The organism is Neorhizobium sp. LMR1-1-1.1, assembly GCF_040675795.1.
Classification (GTDB): Bacteria; Pseudomonadota; Alphaproteobacteria; order Rhizobiales; family Rhizobiaceae; genus Neorhizobium; species Neorhizobium cellulosilyticum.
Genome location: NZ_JBEGHE010000001.1, coordinates 164,197 through 184,339, shown reverse-complemented (window position 1 = coordinate 184,339; position 20,143 = coordinate 164,197). Strand labels below are relative to the sequence as shown.

The window sequence follows — 20,143 nt, the reverse complement described above, 5'->3', positions numbered from 1 at the left end:
TGCAATCGTCAAGCAGGCGGCCCCACGAACTATTTATCGAAATACCACACGCGGCCTAGATGCGGCCGATCACGCAGCCTCTCGCGTCGACGGCTCGCATCTGGCAAAAGGCGCGAAGGCATGCCGCACGCGCAGGATCGTTTCCGGTTCGGCAGCCACCAGTGGCAAGCGGACATCAGCCGGTGACTGGTGCAGGAAGAACTGCGCCTCCTTCAGCGCGGCAACGTCATCCCCACAAACAGCCGCCGCAGCAACGGACATGGCCTGCAGCAGAGAATCGCAGCCACTGCCACGCTCCGCCATCGCCACCATGGTCTGCACCGGAGATGGGATGATATTGGCCAACGCCGACAAGGCGCCGTGCCCACCCAGATCCAGGAATTCCATCAGCTTCCTGTCATCTCTCGAAAGATGCATGAACCGATCTCTGAGCGATGCCGGCAAGGCCGCGAAATGTTCGAGACGCCCGGCGCCATGACATATGCCGGCGATAGGATCGATTTCGGCAAGCGCATCCATTAGCGCCGGGCCATAGTCCTTTGCCGTGCGCCCCGGATCATCATCCACAACAACCGGGATATCGACGGCAGCAGTGATTTCGCGAAAGTGATTGATCACTCCCTTGAGCGTCGGTTTCGAATAATACGGCACCGTCACCAGCAAGGCATCGGCACCGAGCTCTTCGGCGCGGCGGCATCGCTCCGCGGTCTTTACAGTGCAGTTTGTGCCGGTCGCAGCTATCACGCTCAGATGTGGTCGGCCCCGCGAAACAGCGGTTTTCAGCAGGCTCTGGTATTCATCCGAGCCGAGCACCGGACCCTCGCCGACAACGTCGCAAACCACAATTCCATCCACTCCGGCGATGATCTGCCGATCGATCGTTGCCTCGAATTCCGAAAGATCGATCCGGCCATCGTTGAAGGGGCTCAAAAGGGGTGTGTAAGTTTGACGCCTTGCGCGAAGGAAGGGTGTCATGATTTGGCTCCTGTTTTACAGAAACCAACATTGCTCTCACCGCATAGGATTTCGATATGTGGGGCGAGACTATGACATCAAAGTCTTATATGCATCCATTTGCCTTGACCGCGGCGATGCACCATATTCCGCGCCAGACATATACATCGAACGACACCTTGGCCCTGCGCCTGGAGACTTTATGACCGCATCGCATGCCGCCGCTTCCGATACCACTTCGGAAACCCGCAAATTTCTTGTGCTGCTGCTAGGGTCGATCGGGGTCGTATATGGCGACATCGGCACCAGCCCTCTCTATGCGTTCCGCGAGGCGTTGCGTCCGTTTGCAGCCAACGGCATTCGTGACGAGCACGTGATAGGCCTGATCTCGCTGATGGTCTGGACACTGACCATCATCGTAACCTTCAAATACGTTCTGTTTCTTCTGCGTGCAGACAATGACGGTGAAGGCGGCACGCTTTCGCTTCTGGCGCTTCTGATGAAGAAGACCGGAAGCTACATGCCGGTGCTTTTCTTTGCAGGCCTGATCGGTTCGGCGCTGTTCATCGGCGACGCGATGATTACCCCGGCGCTATCGGTCATGTCGGCGCTCGAAGGCATGAAGCTTATCACGCCTGCTTTCTCCGGTTACGTTCTGCCGCTCTCCGCTGCCATCATGATCTGTCTGTTCATGGTCCAGTCCAAGGGCACCGCGGCCGTAATGAAATTCTTCGGGCCGATCACCGTCGTGTGGTTCCTTGCCATGGCCTGGGGCGGCCTCATCCATATCGGCGACGACTTGACGATCCTGCAGGCCCTCAACCCGATCAACGCTCTCTGGTTCATCACCCATGCTGGCTGGGCCGGGCTGATCGTGCTCGGCGCCGTCTTCCTCACCGTCACCGGTGCCGAAGCGCTTTATGCGGACCTGGGGCATTTCGGCAGGAAGCCGATCAGTGTCGCCTGGTTCATCCTCGTCTTCCCGGCGCTTGCCCTGAACTATCTCGGCCAGGGCGCGCTCGTGCTTGCCGATCCGACAAAGATTTCCAACCCGTTCTATCTGCTTTATCCCGATTGGGCGCTGTTGCCGATGGTGATCCTTGCTACCATGGCGACAATCATCGCCAGCCAGGCCGTCATCACCGGGGCCTTTTCGCTGGCCCGCCAGGCAGTGCACCTGGGCTTCCTGCCGCGTCTTGCGATCAAGTTCACCTCCGAGACCAATACCGGGCAGATCTATGTACCGGCCGTCAACATGGTCCTGTTCATCGGCGTCATCGTACTCATCTTCTCCTTCGGGGATTCGGAATCGCTTGCCACCGCCTACGGTATCTCGGTCACCGGCGCGATGGTGGTCACGACGCTGATGTCCTTCCAGTTCCTGCGCGCCGTATGGGGTTACAAGGCCATAACGGCTGCGATCATTCTGGGACCGCTTTTCGTCATTGAGACGATCTTCCTCGCCGCCAACCTTCTCAAGGTCCATGACGGCGGCTGGGTGCCGGTCATGCTCGCGCTGGTCATCATGCTGACCATGTGGACATGGACGAAGGGATCGAAATACCTGAAGGAAAAGACGGCCAAGAACGACATTCCGCTGGAAACCTTCATCACCTCGATCGAAAGCTCCATCGAACGGGAAACCGCCAGCGCACCCGTGACCGTACCCGGAACCGCGGTCTTCCTGACCAGCGTGCCGGATCGCACCCCCGCCGTTCTGTTGCACAATCTGAAGCACAACCACGTCCTGCACGAACAGAACGTCATCCTGACCATCTGGACCCAGGACAAGCCCTATGTGCCTCAGCAGGAACGTGTCGAGATGACGAGATTGTCGAAGCGCTTCATCCGCCTCGACATCACCTTCGGCTACATGGATGAACCCAACGTCGCCAAGGCTCTGACCGTTTGCAAGAAAAAGGGCTTCAAGTTCGAAATCATGCAGACCTCTTTCTATCTCGGTCGCCGCAACCTGATCGAAACGCCCAATACCGGCCTGCCGCGCTGGCAGGAAAAGCTCTACATCATCCTCGCCGATTTCGGCATCGATCCTTCAGCCTATTTCAAGCTGCCGCCGAACCGCGTGGTGGAACTGGGTGAGCAGGTCGCGATTTAAAGCAATTCCAGCAAAAGTGGACACCGGTTTTGCGGCCGGAATTGCGTTTAAACAAAGAGATAGAGCGCCATGACTGTCGTCGCCTCCTATGTATACACGAACGGAAAGCGCGGGCGCCCTCTCCCGATAGACGAACCCTGTCCAGCGCTGACTGGTGACGAATTCGCCTGGATCGGCCTGCACGAGCCGACAGCCGACGAGCTGAAAACGCTCGCAAAGACCTATAGCCTGCATGAACTTGCTGTTGAAGATGCGCTCAACGCACATCAGATCCCCAAGGTCGAGGCCTATGGCGACCAGCTTTTTGTCGTCGCCAAGACCGCCCATCTCGACGGCGACAAGATCAAATACGGCGAGACTGCAATCTTCGTCGGACAGCGCCATATCATCACCGTCCGGCACGGCTCGATGCGCAGCCACAGCGAAGTGCGCTCCCAGCTCGAAGCCTCGCCGAAACTGCTGTCGCAAGGCCCCGACTATGTGCTGCACGGCATTATCGATTTCATCGTTGATGGTTATCTGCCAACGGTTCAGACGATCGAGGATCGCGTTCTGGAGATGGAGCAGAAGATGCTCGCCAATTTCCTCGAACGCGAGCAGATCCGCCGCCTGTTCCGGCTGAGACGGCAATTGATCCTGTTCGGGCGCATTCTCGGACCGATGACGGAAGTGGCGGGCAAACTCGTCAATCTGGACCTGCCCTGCCTGGACAAGCACGCCAAACCCTATTTCCGCGACGTTCTGGACCACTGCCGACGGGTGGAAAGCATGGTCGGCGGCCTTCGGGAAGTCATCACCTCAGTCTTCGAGGCCTCTAACCTTCTGGAACAGCAGCGTCAGGGCGTCATCACCAGGCAGCTTGCCTCCTGGGCCGCGATCCTGGCCGTGCCGACAGCTGTCGCCGGCATTTACGGCATGAATTTCGAGAACATGCCGGAGTTGAAGACCGAATACGGTTATTACGTCGTGCTTGCCGCAATCGTCCTCGTCTGCGGCGTGCTCTATCATCGCTTCAAGAAGGTCGGCTGGCTTTAGCTCCGGATCAATCCGGCGCGGCCAGACGATAGCCGACGCCGGTCTCCGTCAGGATAAATCGCGGTTGGTCGGGCGTCGCCTCGATCTTCTGCCTGAGCTGGCGCACATAGACGCGCAGATACTGAACATCGGTCAGCCCGTCCCAGACATGTTCCAGCAGGAACCGGTGGGTCAGCACCTTGCCGGCATGCTGCACGAGAATGCGCAGGATGTCGTATTCCTTCGGCGACAGCTTCACGTCGCGGCCTGCCACCTTGACGATCCGCTTGACCAGATCGACCGACAGCTCACCGGTCTGGAAAACCGGCTTTTCGCCCTGCGCCTGCAACCGGTGGCGCAGTGCCACGCGGATGCGCGCACCCAGTTCGCTCATCCCGAAGGGTTTCGTCACATAGTCGTCGGCGCCAAGTTCCAGCGCCTTGACGATGCCCGCCTCGTCGGTGCGGCTCGACAGGATGACGATCGGCAGAGTCATTCCCTCGCCGCGCCATTTGGCGAGCAGATCGTGGCCGGACATATCCGGAAGGCCGAGATCCAGAATGATAAGATCCGGCTTGTCGCTGACCGCCAGCTCCATGGCCACCTTCGCATTCATCGCCTCGCTGACGGCATAGGCCTGCGCGCTCAGGCCCACGCGCAACAGCTTGCGGATCGGCGGCTCGTCATCGACGATCAGGATACGTACGGCGTTTTCAGTCATTTTCATCCCCCAAGATCGGCACGTCCATGGGAACCGGCATCCTGATGGTAAAGATCGCCCCCGAACGGTCAGACCGGTTATGCGCCCGGATCGTGCCGCCCATCGCTTCGACGAAACCGCGGCAGATGGCAAGCCCGAGCCCGGTACCCGCCCTTACCTGATCGCTTTTGCGTACCCGGTAGAAACTGTCGAAGATCCGCTCCAGGTCTTCTGGCGGTATGCCGGGCCCCTCGTCCATGACGGAGAGAAGGACGGCATTTCCATCCCTCTGTCCCCTTATGTCGATGACCGTGCCCTCCGGCGCATATTTGGCGGCGTTATCGATCAGATTGAACAGGACCTGCTCGAACAGCACGGGATCGACCTTCAGCATCGGCAGATCTGCCGGGATGCCAACCTCCACCGTGTGGCCCGATGTGATCTTCGCCGCCCGGCCAAGCGCCGTGCCCACCATGTCACCGGCGAAATGCAGGGCGTAGTTCGGCTGCATTGCGCCGGAACCGAGCCGCGTCATGTCGAGCAGGTTAACGATGAAGCGGTTGAGCCGCTCGGACTCGTCGATGACGGTCGACAGAAGCTCCGCCCGCGTTTCTTCCTGCAATTGCGGTCCCAGATCCTTCAGCATGTCGGCCGAACCCATGATCGCCGCAAGCGGGGTCTTCAGGTCATGGCTGATCGAGGTGAGAAGCGCGGTGCGCAGCCGGTCGGTTTCTGCCGCAAGCCTTGCCTTGTCGACATCCGACACCAGTTGCACCCGCTCGATTGCGAGAGCTGCCTGATCCGCCAGCGCATCGAACAGCCGCTGCTGTTCGGGCGTCAGAAGCGGTCCCTGACGATCGTTGTCGAGACCGATGACGCCGACCGCCTCACGACCGGTGCGAAGCGGCAGGTAGAGCCGTTTGGCGCCGGGCAGTGTGTCGGCTGCGCGGCCGGCGGGGCGATTGTGCTCCCAGGCCCATCTGGCGGCCGCGATATCGGCATCGACCAGCGTATCGTCCGGCGGATAGCCCGCTTTCACCGCGATCGTTCCACTCTCCGGCAAGAGGATGACAACCCTCACCTTCAACATCGAGGCGATCTGGAAGGCGGTAACCCACAGCACATCGTCCAGCGTCCCGGTGCTCGCAAGCTTTTTGGAGAAGAGATAGAGATCTTCCGTCGTGCGCGCCCTTGCTCTGGCGGCAACCGCCTGCCGCTGAACCGCCGCCGTCAGGTTGGAGGCGACGAGCGCAACACCGAGATAGAAGAGCAGCGCGATCACGCTTTCCGGATCGCGGATCGTGAATGTGTAGCGCGGTTCGAGGAAAAAGAAGTTGAAGGCGACGGCCCCGAGCAACGAGGCAAACAGCCCCGGCCCCAGTCCGCCCCGGACCGCCGAAGCAAGAACCGCCATCAGGAAGACCAGCGCCAGATTACGCACGACGAATGTCTGGTCGAGCGCAACGCCCGCCGCGATTGCCAGCGCAACGAAGACCGTGCTTTGCAGATAGTGTTTTACCCGGAAAGGTCTTGGCGCCTGCGCAACCTTCACACCGCGGTCTGCCTCACCATCCTTCTGATCACCGGAAATCACGTGGACGCTGATATGACCGGCATGCCGGATCAGGTCATGGGTGACGGAAGTTTGCCAGAACTGCAGCCAGCGCGGTTTTGCGGGCCGGCCGACAACGATATGGGTGAAATTGTTGGCATTGGCATAGGCAATGATTTCGCGTGACGGCGAAAGCCCCGGCAACGTGACAGCCTCGGCGCCAAGCTGCTGCGCCAGCCGCATGTTTGTCGCCAGCCGGTCCTTGTCCTCCTCCGAAAGCGCGGCATCCTGCGGGGTGTCCAGATGCAATACTGCCCAGGGCGCCCTGAGCCGATCCGCCTGCCTGCGGGCATAACGCACCAGGCTTGCTCCGTTGCGCCCGTGATCCAGGCAGACGAGCAGCCTGTCGCCCGCCGCCCACGGACCGGAAATCGCATTGGCCTGCATGTGGTTGAGCAGTTGTTCGTCGACGCGCTGGGCGGTACGCCGCAAAGCCAGTTCGCGCAAAGCCGTCAGATTGCCCGGCGAAAAATAGTTCTCGATCGCCCGGCGCGCCGTCTTCGGCATATAGACCTTGCCGTCGTTGAGACGTTTGATCAGGTCGTCGGGGGTGATGTCGATGATCTCGACATCATCGGCACGGTCGATGATCAGGTCCGGCACCGTCTCGCGCACCCGGATGCGAGTGATCTGCGCCACGACATCATTGAGGCTCTCGACATGCTGGATATTGAGAGTGGAATAGACGTCGATGCCCTGCGCCAGCAGTTCCTGCACATCCATGTAACGTTTCGGATGGCGGCTGCCGCTGGCATTCGTATGCGCCAGTTCATCCACCAGAACGAGAGCCGGACGGCGGGCGAGGATGGCATCGAGATCCATCTCCTCGAGACTCTGGCCGCGATAATCGATTTGTCGGCGGGCGATGATCTCGAACCCGTCGATAAGGGCCTCGGTTTCGCGCCGGCCATGCGTCTCCACCACGCCGATGACGACATCGACACCATCGGCTTGCCGCGCCCTGCCGGACATCAGCATTTCATAGGTCTTGCCGACGCCGGGCGCGGCGCCAAAAAAGATCTTCAGCCGCCCACGGTTCTCCCGCTCCGCCTCACGCAGGAGAGCATCCGGCGAGGGTCTGGTATCTGTGTCTCGGCCGTTCTCGCGGGGGGCGTCGGGCATGAAATGCGGTCTCTCAGGATGGTGCTGCCCCTCACCCGGCCTCCGCTCCGCTCGACCACCCTCTCCCCGCAAGCGGGGCGAGGAGGAACGGAGAGCTTGCGGCTTGGTCCTTCTCCCCGCTTGCGGGGAGAAGGTGCCGGCAGGCGGATGAGGGGCAAACGCCTGCATTCCTTACGTCTTAGAGCCATCCAGCGCCATGTTCAACGCCAGCACGTTGACCACCGGCTCGCCGAGGAAGCCCAGCTCTCGGCCTTCGACATGCGCTTCGACCAGCGCCTTTACGCTCGCCTCGTCCATCTGGCGCGCCTTGGCCACACGCGCCACCTGGAAATAGGCGGCCTCCGGCGAGATATGCGGATCAAGGCCACTGCCCGAGGCGGTCACAAGATCGATAGGCACCTCCGCATTCGGGTTGGAAGCCTTGGCAGTCTCGTAATCCGCCCTCACCCGGTCGATCAGTTTCTGGCTGGTCGGGCCGAGATTGGAGCCGGAGGACGAGGCAGCGTTGTAACCGTCACCGGCAGCCGAGGGACGGCCGTGGAAATATTGCTCGCCGGCGAAGCTCTGGCCGATCAGTGACGAGCCGATCACCTGACCATCCCTTTCGATCAGGCTGCCATTCGCCTGCGCCGGAAACACAGCCTGCGCAATGCCTGTCATGGCGAATGGATAGATCAGGCCGGTAATGGCCGTGGTGGCGACGATCATGACGATGGCCGGACGAAGTTGTTTCAACATCGAGAATACTCCTTAAGCGAGGCCGAGCGTGGTGATGACCACGTCGATCGCCTTGATGCCGATGAACGGGACGACGATGCCGCCGAGGCCGTAGATCAGAAGATTGCGGGAGAGAAGCGCACCGGCGCCGACGGCGCGATAGGTGACGCCTTTTAGCGACAACGGGATCAGCGCGATAATGATCAGCGCATTGAAGATGATCGCCGACAGGATGGCGCTTTGCGGTGTCGCAAGGCCCATGACGTTCAGCACGCCGAGCTGCGGATAGAAGGCGAGAAACATCGCCGGGATGATGGCGAAATATTTGGCAATGTCGTTGGCAATCGAAAACGTCGTCAGCGCCCCGCGGGTCATCAGCAACTGCTTGCCGATCTCGACGATCTCAATGAGCTTCGTCGGGTCACTGTCGAGGTCGACCATGTTGCCGGCCTCGCGGGCCGCAACCGTGCCGGTATTCATCGCCACACCGACATCCGCCTGCGCCAATGCCGGAGCATCATTAGTGCCGTCACCGCACATGGCGACAAGCTTGCCCTTGGCCTGCTCCTCACGAATGAGCGACAGCTTGTTCTCCGGCGTCGCCTGGGCAAGAAAATCATCGACGCCCGCTTCGGCAGCGATCGCCGCCGCCGTCATCGGGTTGTCGCCGGTAATCATCACCGTGCGGATGCCCATCTTGCGGAGTTCGGCAAAACGCTCGCGGATGCCACCCTTGACGATATCCTTGAGGTGGATGACGCCAAGCAGTTTTCCGTCGCGGGCAACGCCGAGCGGCGTGCCACCGGCCTTGGCGATCTCTTCCGCGATCGCCTGCAATTCTCGCACGGTGTCCGACTGCGGGCTGGCGGCAATAGCCGTATTGCCGGCCACAGGCAACGTGCCACCATTGACATAGGCGAGCACCGCATCGACCGCGCCCTTGCGGATCTGGCTGCCGTCGAGATCGACGCCGCTCATCCGCGTCTGGGCGGTAAAGGGCACGAACGAGGCTTTCAGGCTCGCCATATCGCGGCCGCGGATCGCGTATTTCTCTTTGGCAAGCACGACGATCGAACGGCCTTCCGGCGTCTCGTCGGCAAGCGAGGCAAGCTGCGCCGCATCGGCGAGTTCCTGTTCGGAAACTCCGCGCACCGGACGGAACTGGGTTGCCTGGCGGTTACCCAGCGTGATCGTGCCGGTCTTGTCGAGGAGCAGCGTATCGACATCGCCGGCGGCCTCCACCGCGCGGCCGGACATGGCGAGCACGTTGAAGCGCACCAGACGGTCCATGCCGGCAATGCCGATGGCCGAAAGCAGCGCGCCTATGGTTGTCGGGATCAGCGTCACGAACAGCGCGACCAGCACGATGACCGGGATCGAGCCGCCGGCATAGGCGGCAAAGCTCGGGATCGTCGCCGTTGCCAGCACGAAGATCAGCGTCATCCCGGCAAGCAGGATGTTGAGCGCGATCTCGTTCGGCGTCTTCTGGCGCTCGGCACCTTCGACAAGCGAGATCATCCGGTCGATGAAGGTCGAACCGGCAGCCGCCGTAATCCGCACCCGTATGACGTCGGAGAGAACCTGCGTGCCGCCGGTGACGGCCGAACGGTCGCCGCCCGATTCACGGATGACCGGGGCGCTTTCGCCGGTAATGGCTGCCTCGTTGACGGAAGCAACGCCTTCGATCACCTCGCCATCGGAGGGGATGATATCGCCGGCCTCGACCAGCACGATATCGCCCACCTTGAGCGAGGTACCGGCGACCATCTTGTAGTCGCTGTCGTTGGCGCTGGTGAGGAGCTTGGCCTGGGTTTCGGTCCGCGCCTTGCGCAGACTGTCCGCCTGCGCCTTGCCACGACCTTCCGCCACCGCCTCGGCGAAATTGGCGAACAGTACGGTAAACCAGAGCCAGAGGTTGAGCTGGAAGGAGAAACCGAGATTGTCGCCGCCGACGATAAGATCGCGCAGGAAGAGAACGGTCGTCAGGACCGACACCGTGGCCACGACGAACATGACCGGGTTCTTGGCGAGCGTGCGCGGATTGAGCTTGGTGAAAGCTGCGCCGATCGCGGGAATGAGAATGCGGCTATCGAGGATAGACGCGGATTTTGCCTGGCTCATGAAGAGGCTCCAGCTTGGATGAGGCGACCGATGGCCCTGACAGATCAGGGCCACACAGTCAGCCGTGCAGGATTTCGATGACGCAGACGATGGCGAGTATGCCCGCCATCATCGCGAGAATGGCATTGGAACCGCACCATCTCTGGCGCTCCCGGGAATTGCCCCGGACGTTCCCCTTGCCCCGCATCGGCGAGGCAAGGTCTGATTGTCTGCGAAGGGCGTGACGAATGCTCATGTCGGATCTCCTTAGAACGTCTGTCCGGCGATCATCGCCAGATGCTCGACGATCGGGCCGAGTGCGAGTGCCGGGAAGAAAGTCAGGCCGCCGACGATCAGGATCGTGCCGACGAGAAGACCGACGAACAGGCCGCCATCGGTGGGGAATGTGCCGGCCGAGGCCGGAACCGTCTTCTTGCCGATCAGCGAGCCGGCAATCGCAAGTGCCGGGATGATGACCAGGAAGCGCCCCATCAGCATGGCGATGCCGAGCGTCACATTGTACCAGGGCGTATTGCCGGTAAGCCCGCCGAAAGCAGAGCCGTTATTGGCGGCAGCCGACGTATAGGCATAGAGGATTTCCGAGAACCCGTGCGGTCCACCGGTGCCGATCGAGGCGACGGCTGAAGGAAGCACGGCGGCGATCGCGGCAAAGACGAGCATGGCGAGCGGCAGGCAGAGAACGGCGAGCAGCGCCATCTTCATCTCCTTCGCCTCGATCTTCTTGCCGAGATATTCCGGCGTGCGGCCGACCATCAGGCCGGCGACGAAGACGGCGACGATGATGAACATCATGATGCCGTAGAAACCGGCACCGACGCCGCCGACGATGACTTCGCCGAGCTGCATGTTGATGATCGGGATCAGCCCGCCAAGTGCGGTGAACGAACCATGCATGGCATTGACCGCACCGCAGGATGCGGCCGTGGTGATGACCGCGAACAGCGACGAGAGCACGACGCCGAAGCGGACTTCCTTGCCTTCCATGTTACCGCCCGACAGGCCCATCGCGTGCATGATCGGGTTACCCGCAGCTTCAGCCCAATAGACGAAAACGACGCCAGCGAGGAACAGCACACCCATTGCGCCGAGGATCGCCCAGCCCTGACGCTGGTTGCCGACCATGCGGCCGAAGACGTTGGTCAGCGCCGCACCGATCGCAAAGATCGCCACCATCTGGATCAGGTTGGAGATCGCATCCGGATTTTCGAACGGATGCGCGGAATTGGCGTTGAAGAAACCGCCACCATTGGTGCCGAGCATCTTGATCGCAAGCTGCGAGGCGACCGGGCCGAGCGCGATCGTCTGTTTCGCACCTTCCAGCGTCGTGGCTTCCACGTAAGCGCCAAAGGTCTGCGGCACGCCGAGAAAGACGAAGGCCAGCGTCAGCAGGATGCAGAGCGGCAAAAGCAGGTAAAGCGTGGCGCGGGTCATATCGACCCAGAAATTACCGACCGATTTGCCCGAGGCGCGGGAAAAACCGCGGATCAGAGCAATCGCAATAGCGATGCCGGTCGCAGCCGACAGGAAATTCTGCACACCGAGCCCCGCCATCTGGGTCAGATACGACATGGTGCTTTCGCCGCCATAGTTCTGCCAGTTGGTATTGGTGACGAAGCTGACGGCGGTGTCGAAGGAGAGTTCCGGCCCGACCGCGGCCATGCCGGCCGGGTTGAGCGGCAGCATATCCTGCAGGCGGAACAGGCCATAGAGAACCAGCACGCCGAGGAGATTGAACATCAGCATGGCGAAGGCGTAAGTCGTCCAGTGCTGCTCCTCACGCTCGCTGGTGCCGGCTAAGGCGTAAAGTCCCCGTTCAAGCGGAACGAGGACGGGGGAAAGAGGCGTACGCTCGCCGGAAAACACCCGCGTCATATAGGCGCCGAGCGGTTTGACGAGCACGAGGACGATCCCGCAGAAGACGAGGATCTGAAGCCATCCGTTGAGGGTCATGGAGATAAACTTTCAGTTCCCGAAAACGCCATCAGAAGCGTTCGGGGCGGATGAGAGCGTAGGTGAGGTAGAATGTGAGAAAGACGGTAACGGCACCGCCGAGCACATAGTCGAGTATCATCGCTCCCTCCTTCTAAAGCCTGTCGCAGGCGCGGGTGTAGGCGAAGCACAGGGCGAAGAAGATGATCGCCGTGCCGATTAAGATAAGGTCCAGCATGATCCGGGTTCCTTTGAACTGATCGACACCAGACAAGCCGAATGGCGCCGTCCGGAAAGACGGCACCTCATGAGTGTCTGGCAGGGAGAGGATCTTTTGATCTCTCAGGGCCCGAATATGGCGCCGGAGCGCATAGGGGTTCGAGACGGACGGGAGAGCAAAGATATAGGAATTTTATAGGAATTTTCGAATGCGTCCGACGACTTGCCCCTCACCCTAACCCTCTCCCCGTAAACGGGGAGAGGGACGTGCCCCATTGGCACGCTTGAGGAAAGCAGAGACGGCACGGAGTCTGTCCTTCGCCCCGCCTGCGGGGGTCCAGAGGACGGGACGGGGCAAGCGACCCGTCCCCGGTTGGTGCCGGCAGGCGGATGAAAGGCATCTTCGCGAAATGGCGCCTGCTCAGAACAGCGCCATATCGAGCGCAAAGGCGACCCCGACAACAGCCAGCATCACTGCCATCATGCCAAGGATTGCATCCGAGCCACGCAATTGTCCGGAACCGATCAGGCGCTGCATACGGCCACGGGGGTAAACACATCCCCGCAGATACCGGAGCGGAAGAAACATGCCCTCACGCCCTGCCCGCAACACGGCTTGCCGCAGACAGCCGGCGCGGCTCGAAAGCCGCGTCCAATGTCAGCGTCACATGCTCTGGCAGGCACCAGACTGCCCCCGGGATGTGGTCACTTTCGAACATGGCGAAATGCACTGCCGAGGCGCGATCGGTGAAAAGCCCGCCGACCTTGCCCTGCGCGTCATTGACGATCCAGCGGCCACTCCTGTCACGACCGACAGTGAAACGGATACCTGTCGCGGGAGGCTCCCGGTCGTTCATCGCAAACTTGCCCATATCATTCTCCTCAACCGACCATCACCGCGAGCGCCGCAATGGCGCAGAAACCGACGCCCAGGACGCCGATAAGGCACAGGGCCATCGCAAGGCTCATGCCGGCAGCAGTGTCACCGGTTACAGGACGGGCCTGTGCCAGGCGGCGGCGCTGTGCCTCGGCTTCGGTAAGGTGGAGAAGATTAATAACGCCCAGACGACCATACATGGGTCACTCCTTGTCGATCGAAGTTCCGCGCCAAAGGCTCACGGAACGGACATCGAATGCGATGCCTGATCGAAAGGTAGCGACTGCCTCATAGGCATTCGATTGGTGTGGAGACACCAAGAAATAGGGAAGTCATAAAGCCGCCGCGACCGGATGGAACCGGCGCGGCGGGCAAATCGGAAAGTTAGGCGTAGCGCGAGACGGCGAGATCGGTCGCGTCGATTTCCGGTTTCTTGCCGCTAACGATGGAGCTGATGACCTTGGCCGAGCCGCAGCTCATCGTCCAGCCGAGCGTGCCATGGCCGGTATTGAGGAACAGACCCTTCACCTTGGTCGCCCCGATCACCGGCGTGCCGTCCGGCGTCATCGGGCGCAGGCCGGACCAGAAATCCGCCTTGGAAACATCGCCCCCCGGGAAAAGATCGGTGACGGAATGTTCGAGCGTCGCGCGCCGTTTCTGGCCGAGATCGTTGGTATAACCGGAAATCTCCGCCATGCCGCCGACGCGGATACGGTCACCGAGGCGCGTGATGGCGATCTTGTAGGTCTCGTCCATCACGGTTGATTCCGGCGCGCGCGAGGCATCGACGATCGGGATTGTCAGGGAATAGCCCTTGACCGGATAGACCGGCAGCTTGATGCCGAACTGCTTGACCAGCATCGGCGAGTAGCTGCCGAGCGCCACGACGACGGCATCACCACGCAATGTCTCGCGATCGGTTACAACGCCCTTGATGGCTCCGCCCTCGACATCGAGCGCCTTGATATTGGTGCCGTAAAGGAATTTCACCCCCATCGCAGCCGCTTTCAGCGCCAGCGCATTGGTGAACTTGAAGCAGTCGCCCGTCTCGTCCTTCGGCGTCAGAAGGCCGCCGACGATCTTCTGTCGCACATGTTTCAGCGCGGGCTCGACGCGGATGCAGCCTTCCGGATCGAGCACTTCGAAGGGAACACCGTCCGCTGCCAGCGCCTTGACGTCCTTGGCCGATGCGTCGAGCTGCTGCTGAGTGCGGAACAGCTGAAGGGTGCCCTGCATGCGTTCGTCATAAGCGATGCCGGTTTCATCACGGACTTCGGCAAGCGAGATACGCGCATAATCGGCGATCCGAAGCATGCGGCTCTTGTTGATCGCATAACGTTCCGAGGTGCAGTTGCGCAGCATCTGGGCCATCCACGACAGCATGGCGGCATCCATCTTCGGACGCAGGATCAGCGGTGCGTGGTTCATGAAAAGCCACTTCATCGCCTTCAGCGGAATGCCGGGTGCTGCCCAGGGGGAGCAGTAACCGAAGGAAACCTCACCGGCATTGGCAAAGCTGGTTTCCAGCGCCGGACCTTCCTGCCGGTCGATGACGGTTACCTCATGGCCGGCCTTGGCCAGTTGATAGGCGGATGTAACGCCGACAACGCCGGCTCCGAGAACGATGACTTTCATGGAATTCCCCGTTTTTTATCTGATAAATGGCTAAAGATATTGGCGCTCGTAGCGCTGACCGAGGCTGGTCAGCACCTCATAGGAAATCGTTCCGGCCGCCTGCGCAAGATCGTCCAGCGTCTGGTGCGGCCCGATCATCTCGACAAGGCTGCCGAGCGTTACGGCACCGACTGGCAGGGCGCTTATGTCAACGGTCATGCTGTCCATCGAAACGCGGCCGACGATCGGCAGGCGGTGGTCGCCGAAATAGACGGCACCCCGATCACTGAGGCTGCGCGGCAAACCGTCGGCGTAACCGGCTGCAATCGTCGCAAGCCGCATTTCGCGTGGCGCCACGAACGTAGCCCCGTAACCAACCTTTGTTCCGGCGGGTATGGTTCGCGTCTGGATCACTGCAATCTTCAGGCCGACGACGGGTTCCATAGGATTGGCAGCGGCCCCCGTCGGATTGCCGCCATAAAGCGCAATGCCGGGACGCGCCATGTAGCCGTGATAGCTTTGGCCGAGAAAGATGCCGTTGGAGTTGGCAAAGCAGACAGGCAGGTCGGGAAATTCCTTGGCGATCCGCTGCATCTCCGCCAGCTGCTGATCGTTCTGCTCACTCTCCACCTCATCGGCCGAGGCGAGATGGCTCATGATGAAGCGGATATCGAGCAGCTCGTGATCGGCAAGTTCCGATTTCAGTTGTACCTGCTCTGCCGGCGAAAACCCCAGCCGCGACATGCCGGTGTCGAATTGCAGGGCGGCGGGCAGACGCTTGCCCAGCCCATGCGCGGCGGCAGACCAGCGCCGCAACTGTTCAAGTGAGTTCAGCACCGGAACAACACCCGCTGCAGCACAGGCCAGCTCATTGCCCGGCTGCAGGCCATTGAGGACGTAAAGAACGGCGTTATCGGGAAGCACGGGCCTCACGGCTGCGACTTCCATAAAATGGGCAACGAAAAAGTCTCGGCAGCCGGCCTTGTAAAGCGCTTCCGCAACCGGACGGGCGCCAAGCCCGTAGGCGTCGGCCTTGACCATGGCAGCCGCTTTCGCCGGCGCAAGCGCCTCGGCAAGTTTCAGATAATTGCGGCAGATCGCACCAAGATCGATCGTCAGATATCCGCAGGCCGCAGCAGCAATTTCCTGCGCCGCCGGCATGGTCATTCGCTCGTTCATTCACGCCCCTCTTTTTAAGATGAGCATAATGAAATGATCGTTGAATTTCCTGCCAATCCATGGCAGAAAATTTCTCAGATGCAAATCCCTTGAAATTATATACGACATTTTGGAATAATATTCATGGCAACCATGGACCAGATCGACCGTAACCTTTTGCGCCTGCTGCGGCTCAATGCCCGTATGAGCAACGCGGCCCTAGCCGCGGAAGTGGGCCTTTCGCCCTCCGCCTGTCTTCGCCGCATCAGGCTGCTTGAGGAGGCCGGCGTCATTCGCGGATATACGGCGCTTGTCGATAACGATCAGAACGGCATCGCCGTTATCATCAACATCACGCTGGAAAGGCAGACGGAAGAGTATCTCAACCGCTTCGAGGCGGCCGTTCGCAAATATCCGGAAATACGGGAATGTTTTCTGATGACCGGAGGCTCCGACTATCTGTTGCGCGTCGAAGTTGCCAATGCCGGAGAATTCGAGCGCATCCACAAGGAAATCCTGTCGGCACTTCCGGGCGTGCTGCGCATCCATTCAAGCTTTTCGATCCGCAACGTCCTGATGACCCGAAGCCGGAAAAGCCGGTAATCCCTACCCGAACGCGAAAACGCCGCCCGTGCAGGACACGGACGGCGTTTCGATTATCAACCTGATGGCGCTAAAAGCACCAGACCAATCAGGGCTGCTTGCCGATATAGGCGAGGATACCGCCGTCGACATAAAGCACGTGACCGTTGACGAAGTCCGATGCCGAGGAGGCGAGGAAGACGGCCGGTCCCTTCAGGTCCTGCGTCGTGCCCCAACGGTTTGCCGGCGTCTTGGCGAGGATGAAGGAGTTGAACGGATGACCCGGTTCGCGCAGCGGCGCGGTCTGCGGGGTTTCGATATAGCCCGGGCCGATACCGTTGCACTGAATGTTCTGCGAACCGTATTCGGAAGCGATGTTGCGCGTCAGCATCTTCAGGCCGCCCTTGGCAGCTGCGTAAGCCGAAACGGTCTCGCGGCCGAGTTCGCTCATCATCGAGCAGATGTTGATGATCTTGCCGCCACCGCGCTTGATCATGCCCGGAATGACGGCCTTGGCGAGAATGAACGGGGCGGTCAGGTCGATGTCGATGACCTGACGGAAGTCCTTGACGTCCATCTCATGCATCGGAACGCGCTTGATGATGCCGGCATTGTTGACGAGGATGTCGACCGAACCGAGATCCTTCTCGATTTCGGCGATCATCTTCTGCACGCCCGGCTCATCGGTCACGTCGCAGATGTAGCCCTTGGCGTCGATGCCGGCAGCCTTGTAGGCTTCGAGGCCCTTGGCGAGGAAATCTTCGTTGATGTCGTTGAAGGCGATCGTGGCGCCGGCTTCAGCGAGCGCGCTGGCCAGTGCGAAACCGATACCGTAGGAAGCACCGGTAACCAGCGCGACCTTGCCCTTGAGCGAAAAGCTATCTGCGTAACTCAATATCTTAAATCCTTGCCTATATTGAAAGAAACCGGAGCGGCATATGATTGCCGCTCCGACGTAGACCGACTTAGCGCAGGTCGCTGATGGCGATATGGTCCATGTCGTCGAAGGTCAGGTTTTCGCCGCACATTGCCCAGATGAACGTGTAGTTGGCGGTGCCGCAACCGGCGTGGATCGACCACGACGGCGAGATGACGGCCTGGTCGTTCTGCACGAGGATATGGCGGGTCTGATCGCCTTCACCCATCATGTGGAAGACGGCCTGATTTTCAGCAATGTTGAAGTAGTAGTAGATTTCCGAACGGCGCTCGTGGGTATGAGCTGGCATCGTGTTCCAGACATTGCCCGGATCGAGTTCGGTCAGGCCCATCGAAAGCTGGCAGGTTTCCAGAACGTCCGGGTGGATGAACTGGTTGATGACGCGCTTGTTGGCCGTCGAATTGTCGCCAACCGGCTTCTTCTGGGCGTCGGCAATCGACAGGAAAGTCGTCTTGCAGACCTTATGGGCCGGAGCGGAGATCATGTAGAACTTGGCTGGGTTGGCCTTGTCCTTGCTCTTGAAGACAACCGACTTGTGGCCCTTGGTGACGTAGAGGCAATCCTTGAAGGCGAGATTGTAGACTTCGCCATCGACCTCGACAGAACCTTCGCCGCCAAGGTTGAAGATGCCGAGTTCGCGGCGTTCCAGCACGTAATTCGTGCCGAAATTCTTCATGCAATCGATGCCCTTGTCGAGCGGAACGGCTTCATTGACCGGCTTGCAGCCGAACACGACCATGCGATCGACGTGGCTGTAAGTGGCGACGATCTCGTCATCGGCGAAAACCTTTTCGATCAGGAATTCAGCGCGCGTTTCCTCGGTCGTGTAGCGCTTGAAGTCCTTCTGGTTGGCCGAATAGCGGATGTCCATGATATTACTCCTCTAAGTATGATGGGATATGTACGGTGCAGGTCTATCAGGCCAGAAGCTTGATGACGACCTTGCGCACCTTACCGGGCGCCTCGGCGGCACAGCCGGGACGATGAATGTCGGTGGGATAGAACACGGCATATGCGCCGGCTCCGAGAAGAAGATCGGTTTCGTCGGTGACCTTGGAGTAGAACTTGACGTCCTTGCTCTCGAAGAGGTCTTCCTCGACTGTGTAATCGGCAGCAAGTGGTGCATAACCGATGACTTCGCGACCACTGAATACGAACTGGATGTCGATGTAGCGGGCGTGGGATTCCGGACGCTTCTCGGCCTTGGGGGCAGTGTCGTAGTCCTGGATCAGGGCGAAGATGGTATCGCCTTCGATATCGACACGTCCGGCGGGCAATGCAGCGATATCCGTTTCGGCCAGGAACTTGAGGCCTTTCTGGATGTTTGCCGGAAGAGTTGCGGCGTCTCGGTCGAGCGTGGCGAGATTGCTGAGATACATGACGTTATTCCTTAAATGAACTGGATGGGGCCAGTGGCAAAGCACTGGCCCCGCTCAGAGCTTAATGGGCAACCTTTAGCTCGTCACCAGCCTCCGGCGCATCGGCCGCGACGGTTTCGACAACACCGCCCCGCTTCTTCATGTACTTGGCGTACATACCGGTCAGGATCGGAACCAGGATAGCGGTAGTCAGGCATGCTGCGGCGACCAGCGAAGTAGCGGCGGCTGCGGCAGGCTTAAACTGCGGAGCCATTTCGGCGATGATCATCGGGTTGGCGACAGCAGCGCCGGCGGCCGACGAAGCTGCGAGACCGGCAGTACCATTACCGCCACCGATGAACTTGTCGGCAAGCATCAGCGGGATACCAGTGACGACGATGATGATGACGCCGAGCAGGATACCGCCAAGACCGGTCTGAGCGATGACGTGCAGGTCGATGCCGTTACCCAGAGCAAAACCGAAGAACGGGATCAGGGTGGTGACGCCGCCCTTGAAGAAGGCGCGCAGATCCTTATCGAGGTTGCCGAGGATGAAGCCGATCAGGAAGGGCAGGACTGCGCCGACGAACAGATGCGGTTCGAAGGTTGCAACGCCTGCTGCGCCGAGGATCAGCATCGAGACCAGCGGGCCTGATTCGATCGACATCAGGACGAAGGCGCCCGATTCTTCCTTGGTGCCGTATTGCTGCATGATCGCGGCGTAGAGACCACCGTTGGTCATGTCCATTGCGGCGCAGATGGCCAGAGCCGAAAAGCCCATGAACAGGCCCGACTGCACACCTTCGAGCGGCAGGAACTGAGCGGCGATGTAGGTGGCGCCCCAGGCAACGAGCGTCTTGACGACGACGAGGTTACCCGACTTGCGCAGAACCGTACCGGTTGCGCGAAGGTCGATAGAGGTACCCATGCAGAAGAACCAGACGGCCAGGATCGGCACGGTGCCGGCGATCAAACCATTGGTAAACGAACCGAAATAGCTACCGGCCCAGGGGAAGAAGGTCTTGCAAAGTGCGCCCAGAATGAGCGGCACGAGCATTAGTCCGCCGGGGACTTTATCAATTGCCTTTTTAATATTCATTTTTGTATTCCTCC

The 20,143-nt window shown here is 60.2% G+C and carries 20 protein-coding genes; 3 read left to right on the top strand and 17 right to left on the bottom strand.

What is annotated here, in order from left to right; all coding sequences use genetic code 11:
* Positions 1 to 69 precede the first annotated feature (69 nt).
* Entirely contained in the window at positions 70 to 975 is a 906-nt protein-coding gene (locus tag MRBLMR1_RS00730; protein WP_148143012.1) for a dihydrodipicolinate synthase family protein, read from the bottom strand.
* 181 nt (positions 976 to 1,156) lie between these two features.
* Here MRBLMR1_RS00730 and MRBLMR1_RS00725 point away from each other — a divergent pair, with 181 nt between their 5' ends.
* Positions 1,157 to 3,070 carry a potassium transporter Kup gene (locus MRBLMR1_RS00725; RefSeq protein WP_148143011.1) on the top strand — a complete coding sequence of 638 codons (1,914 nt, stop codon included), beginning with the start codon at positions 1,157 to 1,159 and terminating at the stop codon, positions 3,068 to 3,070.
* Positions 3,071 to 3,139: 69 nt separating this feature from the next.
* Positions 3,140 to 4,105 (top strand): magnesium and cobalt transport protein CorA, encoded by a 966-nt coding sequence (locus MRBLMR1_RS00720; RefSeq protein ID WP_148143010.1) that lies wholly within the window; start codon positions 3,140 to 3,142, stop codon positions 4,103 to 4,105.
* A gap of 7 nt (positions 4,106 to 4,112) precedes the next feature.
* Here the strand turns inward: MRBLMR1_RS00720 and MRBLMR1_RS00715 are convergent, their stop codons facing one another.
* The 12 genes from MRBLMR1_RS00715 to alr form a co-directional block, all read right to left on the bottom strand.
* The gene (locus MRBLMR1_RS00715) at positions 4,113 to 4,805 is read right to left on the bottom strand and encodes a response regulator transcription factor (RefSeq protein ID WP_148143009.1); all 693 of its coding nucleotides are present in this window, start codon (positions 4,803 to 4,805) and stop codon (positions 4,113 to 4,115) included.
* The gene (locus MRBLMR1_RS00710) at positions 4,798 to 7,518 is read right to left on the bottom strand and encodes a sensor histidine kinase (protein WP_148143008.1); all 2,721 of its coding nucleotides are present in this window, start codon (positions 7,516 to 7,518) and stop codon (positions 4,798 to 4,800) included. The genes MRBLMR1_RS00715 and MRBLMR1_RS00710 overlap by 8 nt, the downstream gene beginning before the upstream one ends.
* A gap of 171 nt (positions 7,519 to 7,689) precedes the next feature.
* Complete coding sequence (gene kdpC / locus MRBLMR1_RS00705) at positions 7,690 to 8,256, bottom strand: potassium-transporting ATPase subunit KdpC (RefSeq protein WP_148143007.1); 567 nt, start codon at positions 8,254 to 8,256, stop codon at positions 7,690 to 7,692.
* A gap of 12 nt (positions 8,257 to 8,268) precedes the next feature.
* Positions 8,269 to 10,356 carry a potassium-transporting ATPase subunit KdpB gene (gene kdpB, locus MRBLMR1_RS00700; RefSeq protein ID WP_500063431.1) on the bottom strand — a complete coding sequence of 696 codons (2,088 nt, stop codon included), beginning with the start codon at positions 10,354 to 10,356 and terminating at the stop codon, positions 8,269 to 8,271.
* Positions 10,357 to 10,414: 58 nt separating this feature from the next.
* Entirely contained in the window at positions 10,415 to 10,591 is a 177-nt protein-coding gene (locus tag MRBLMR1_RS00695) for a hypothetical protein (protein ID WP_183685280.1), read from the bottom strand.
* A gap of 11 nt (positions 10,592 to 10,602) precedes the next feature.
* Positions 10,603 to 12,306, bottom strand: coding sequence for a potassium-transporting ATPase subunit KdpA (gene kdpA / locus MRBLMR1_RS00690; protein ID WP_148143005.1), 1,704 nt, complete (start codon positions 12,304 to 12,306; stop codon positions 10,603 to 10,605).
* Positions 12,307 to 12,337: 31 nt separating this feature from the next.
* Entirely contained in the window at positions 12,338 to 12,427 is a 90-nt protein-coding gene (gene kdpF / locus MRBLMR1_RS00685) for a K(+)-transporting ATPase subunit F (protein WP_148143004.1), read from the bottom strand.
* 498 nt (positions 12,428 to 12,925) lie between these two features.
* The gene (locus MRBLMR1_RS00680) at positions 12,926 to 13,093 is read right to left on the bottom strand and encodes a hypothetical protein (RefSeq protein WP_183685281.1); all 168 of its coding nucleotides are present in this window, start codon (positions 13,091 to 13,093) and stop codon (positions 12,926 to 12,928) included.
* Between the two features lie 4 nt (positions 13,094 to 13,097).
* Entirely contained in the window at positions 13,098 to 13,376 is a 279-nt protein-coding gene (locus MRBLMR1_RS00675; protein WP_500063428.1) for a hypothetical protein, read from the bottom strand.
* Between the two features lie 10 nt (positions 13,377 to 13,386).
* Positions 13,387 to 13,581: a hypothetical protein gene (locus MRBLMR1_RS00670; protein ID WP_148143003.1), complete on the bottom strand. Its 195-nt coding sequence runs from the start codon at positions 13,579 to 13,581 to the stop codon at positions 13,387 to 13,389.
* Positions 13,582 to 13,765: 184 nt separating this feature from the next.
* Positions 13,766 to 15,016, bottom strand: coding sequence for a D-amino acid dehydrogenase (locus tag MRBLMR1_RS00665; RefSeq protein ID WP_148143002.1), 1,251 nt, complete (start codon positions 15,014 to 15,016; stop codon positions 13,766 to 13,768).
* Between the two features lie 30 nt (positions 15,017 to 15,046).
* Entirely contained in the window at positions 15,047 to 16,174 is a 1,128-nt protein-coding gene (alr, locus tag MRBLMR1_RS00660) for an alanine racemase (protein WP_148143001.1), read from the bottom strand.
* Positions 16,175 to 16,297: 123 nt separating this feature from the next.
* On the opposite strand from alr, the gene MRBLMR1_RS00655 reads away from it, so the two are divergent.
* Entirely contained in the window at positions 16,298 to 16,756 is a 459-nt protein-coding gene (locus MRBLMR1_RS00655; protein ID WP_148143000.1) for an Lrp/AsnC family transcriptional regulator, read from the top strand.
* A gap of 88 nt (positions 16,757 to 16,844) precedes the next feature.
* On the opposite strand, the gene MRBLMR1_RS00650 is transcribed toward MRBLMR1_RS00655, so the two are convergent.
* The 4 genes from MRBLMR1_RS00650 to kdgT all read right to left on the bottom strand — a co-directional run bounded on the left by MRBLMR1_RS00650 (position 16,845) and on the right by kdgT (position 20,129).
* Positions 16,845 to 17,630 carry a gluconate 5-dehydrogenase gene (locus MRBLMR1_RS00650; protein ID WP_210297833.1) on the bottom strand — a complete coding sequence of 262 codons (786 nt, stop codon included), beginning with the start codon at positions 17,628 to 17,630 and terminating at the stop codon, positions 16,845 to 16,847.
* A gap of 70 nt (positions 17,631 to 17,700) precedes the next feature.
* On the bottom strand, positions 17,701 to 18,543 hold the full coding sequence (gene kduI, locus MRBLMR1_RS00645; protein WP_148142998.1) for a 5-dehydro-4-deoxy-D-glucuronate isomerase: 843 nt from the start codon (positions 18,541 to 18,543) through the stop codon (positions 17,701 to 17,703).
* A 46-nt stretch (positions 18,544 to 18,589) separates the two neighbouring features.
* Positions 18,590 to 19,051, bottom strand: a complete 462-nt coding sequence (locus MRBLMR1_RS00640) for a NanQ anomerase/TabA/YiaL family protein (protein WP_148142997.1) — start codon at positions 19,049 to 19,051, stop codon at positions 18,590 to 18,592.
* A gap of 61 nt (positions 19,052 to 19,112) precedes the next feature.
* A complete protein-coding gene (kdgT, locus tag MRBLMR1_RS00635; protein WP_500063423.1) occupies positions 19,113 to 20,129 on the bottom strand; it encodes a 2-keto-3-deoxygluconate transporter in 1,017 nt (338 codons plus the stop codon).
* Between the last annotated feature and the right edge of the window lie 14 nt (positions 20,130 to 20,143).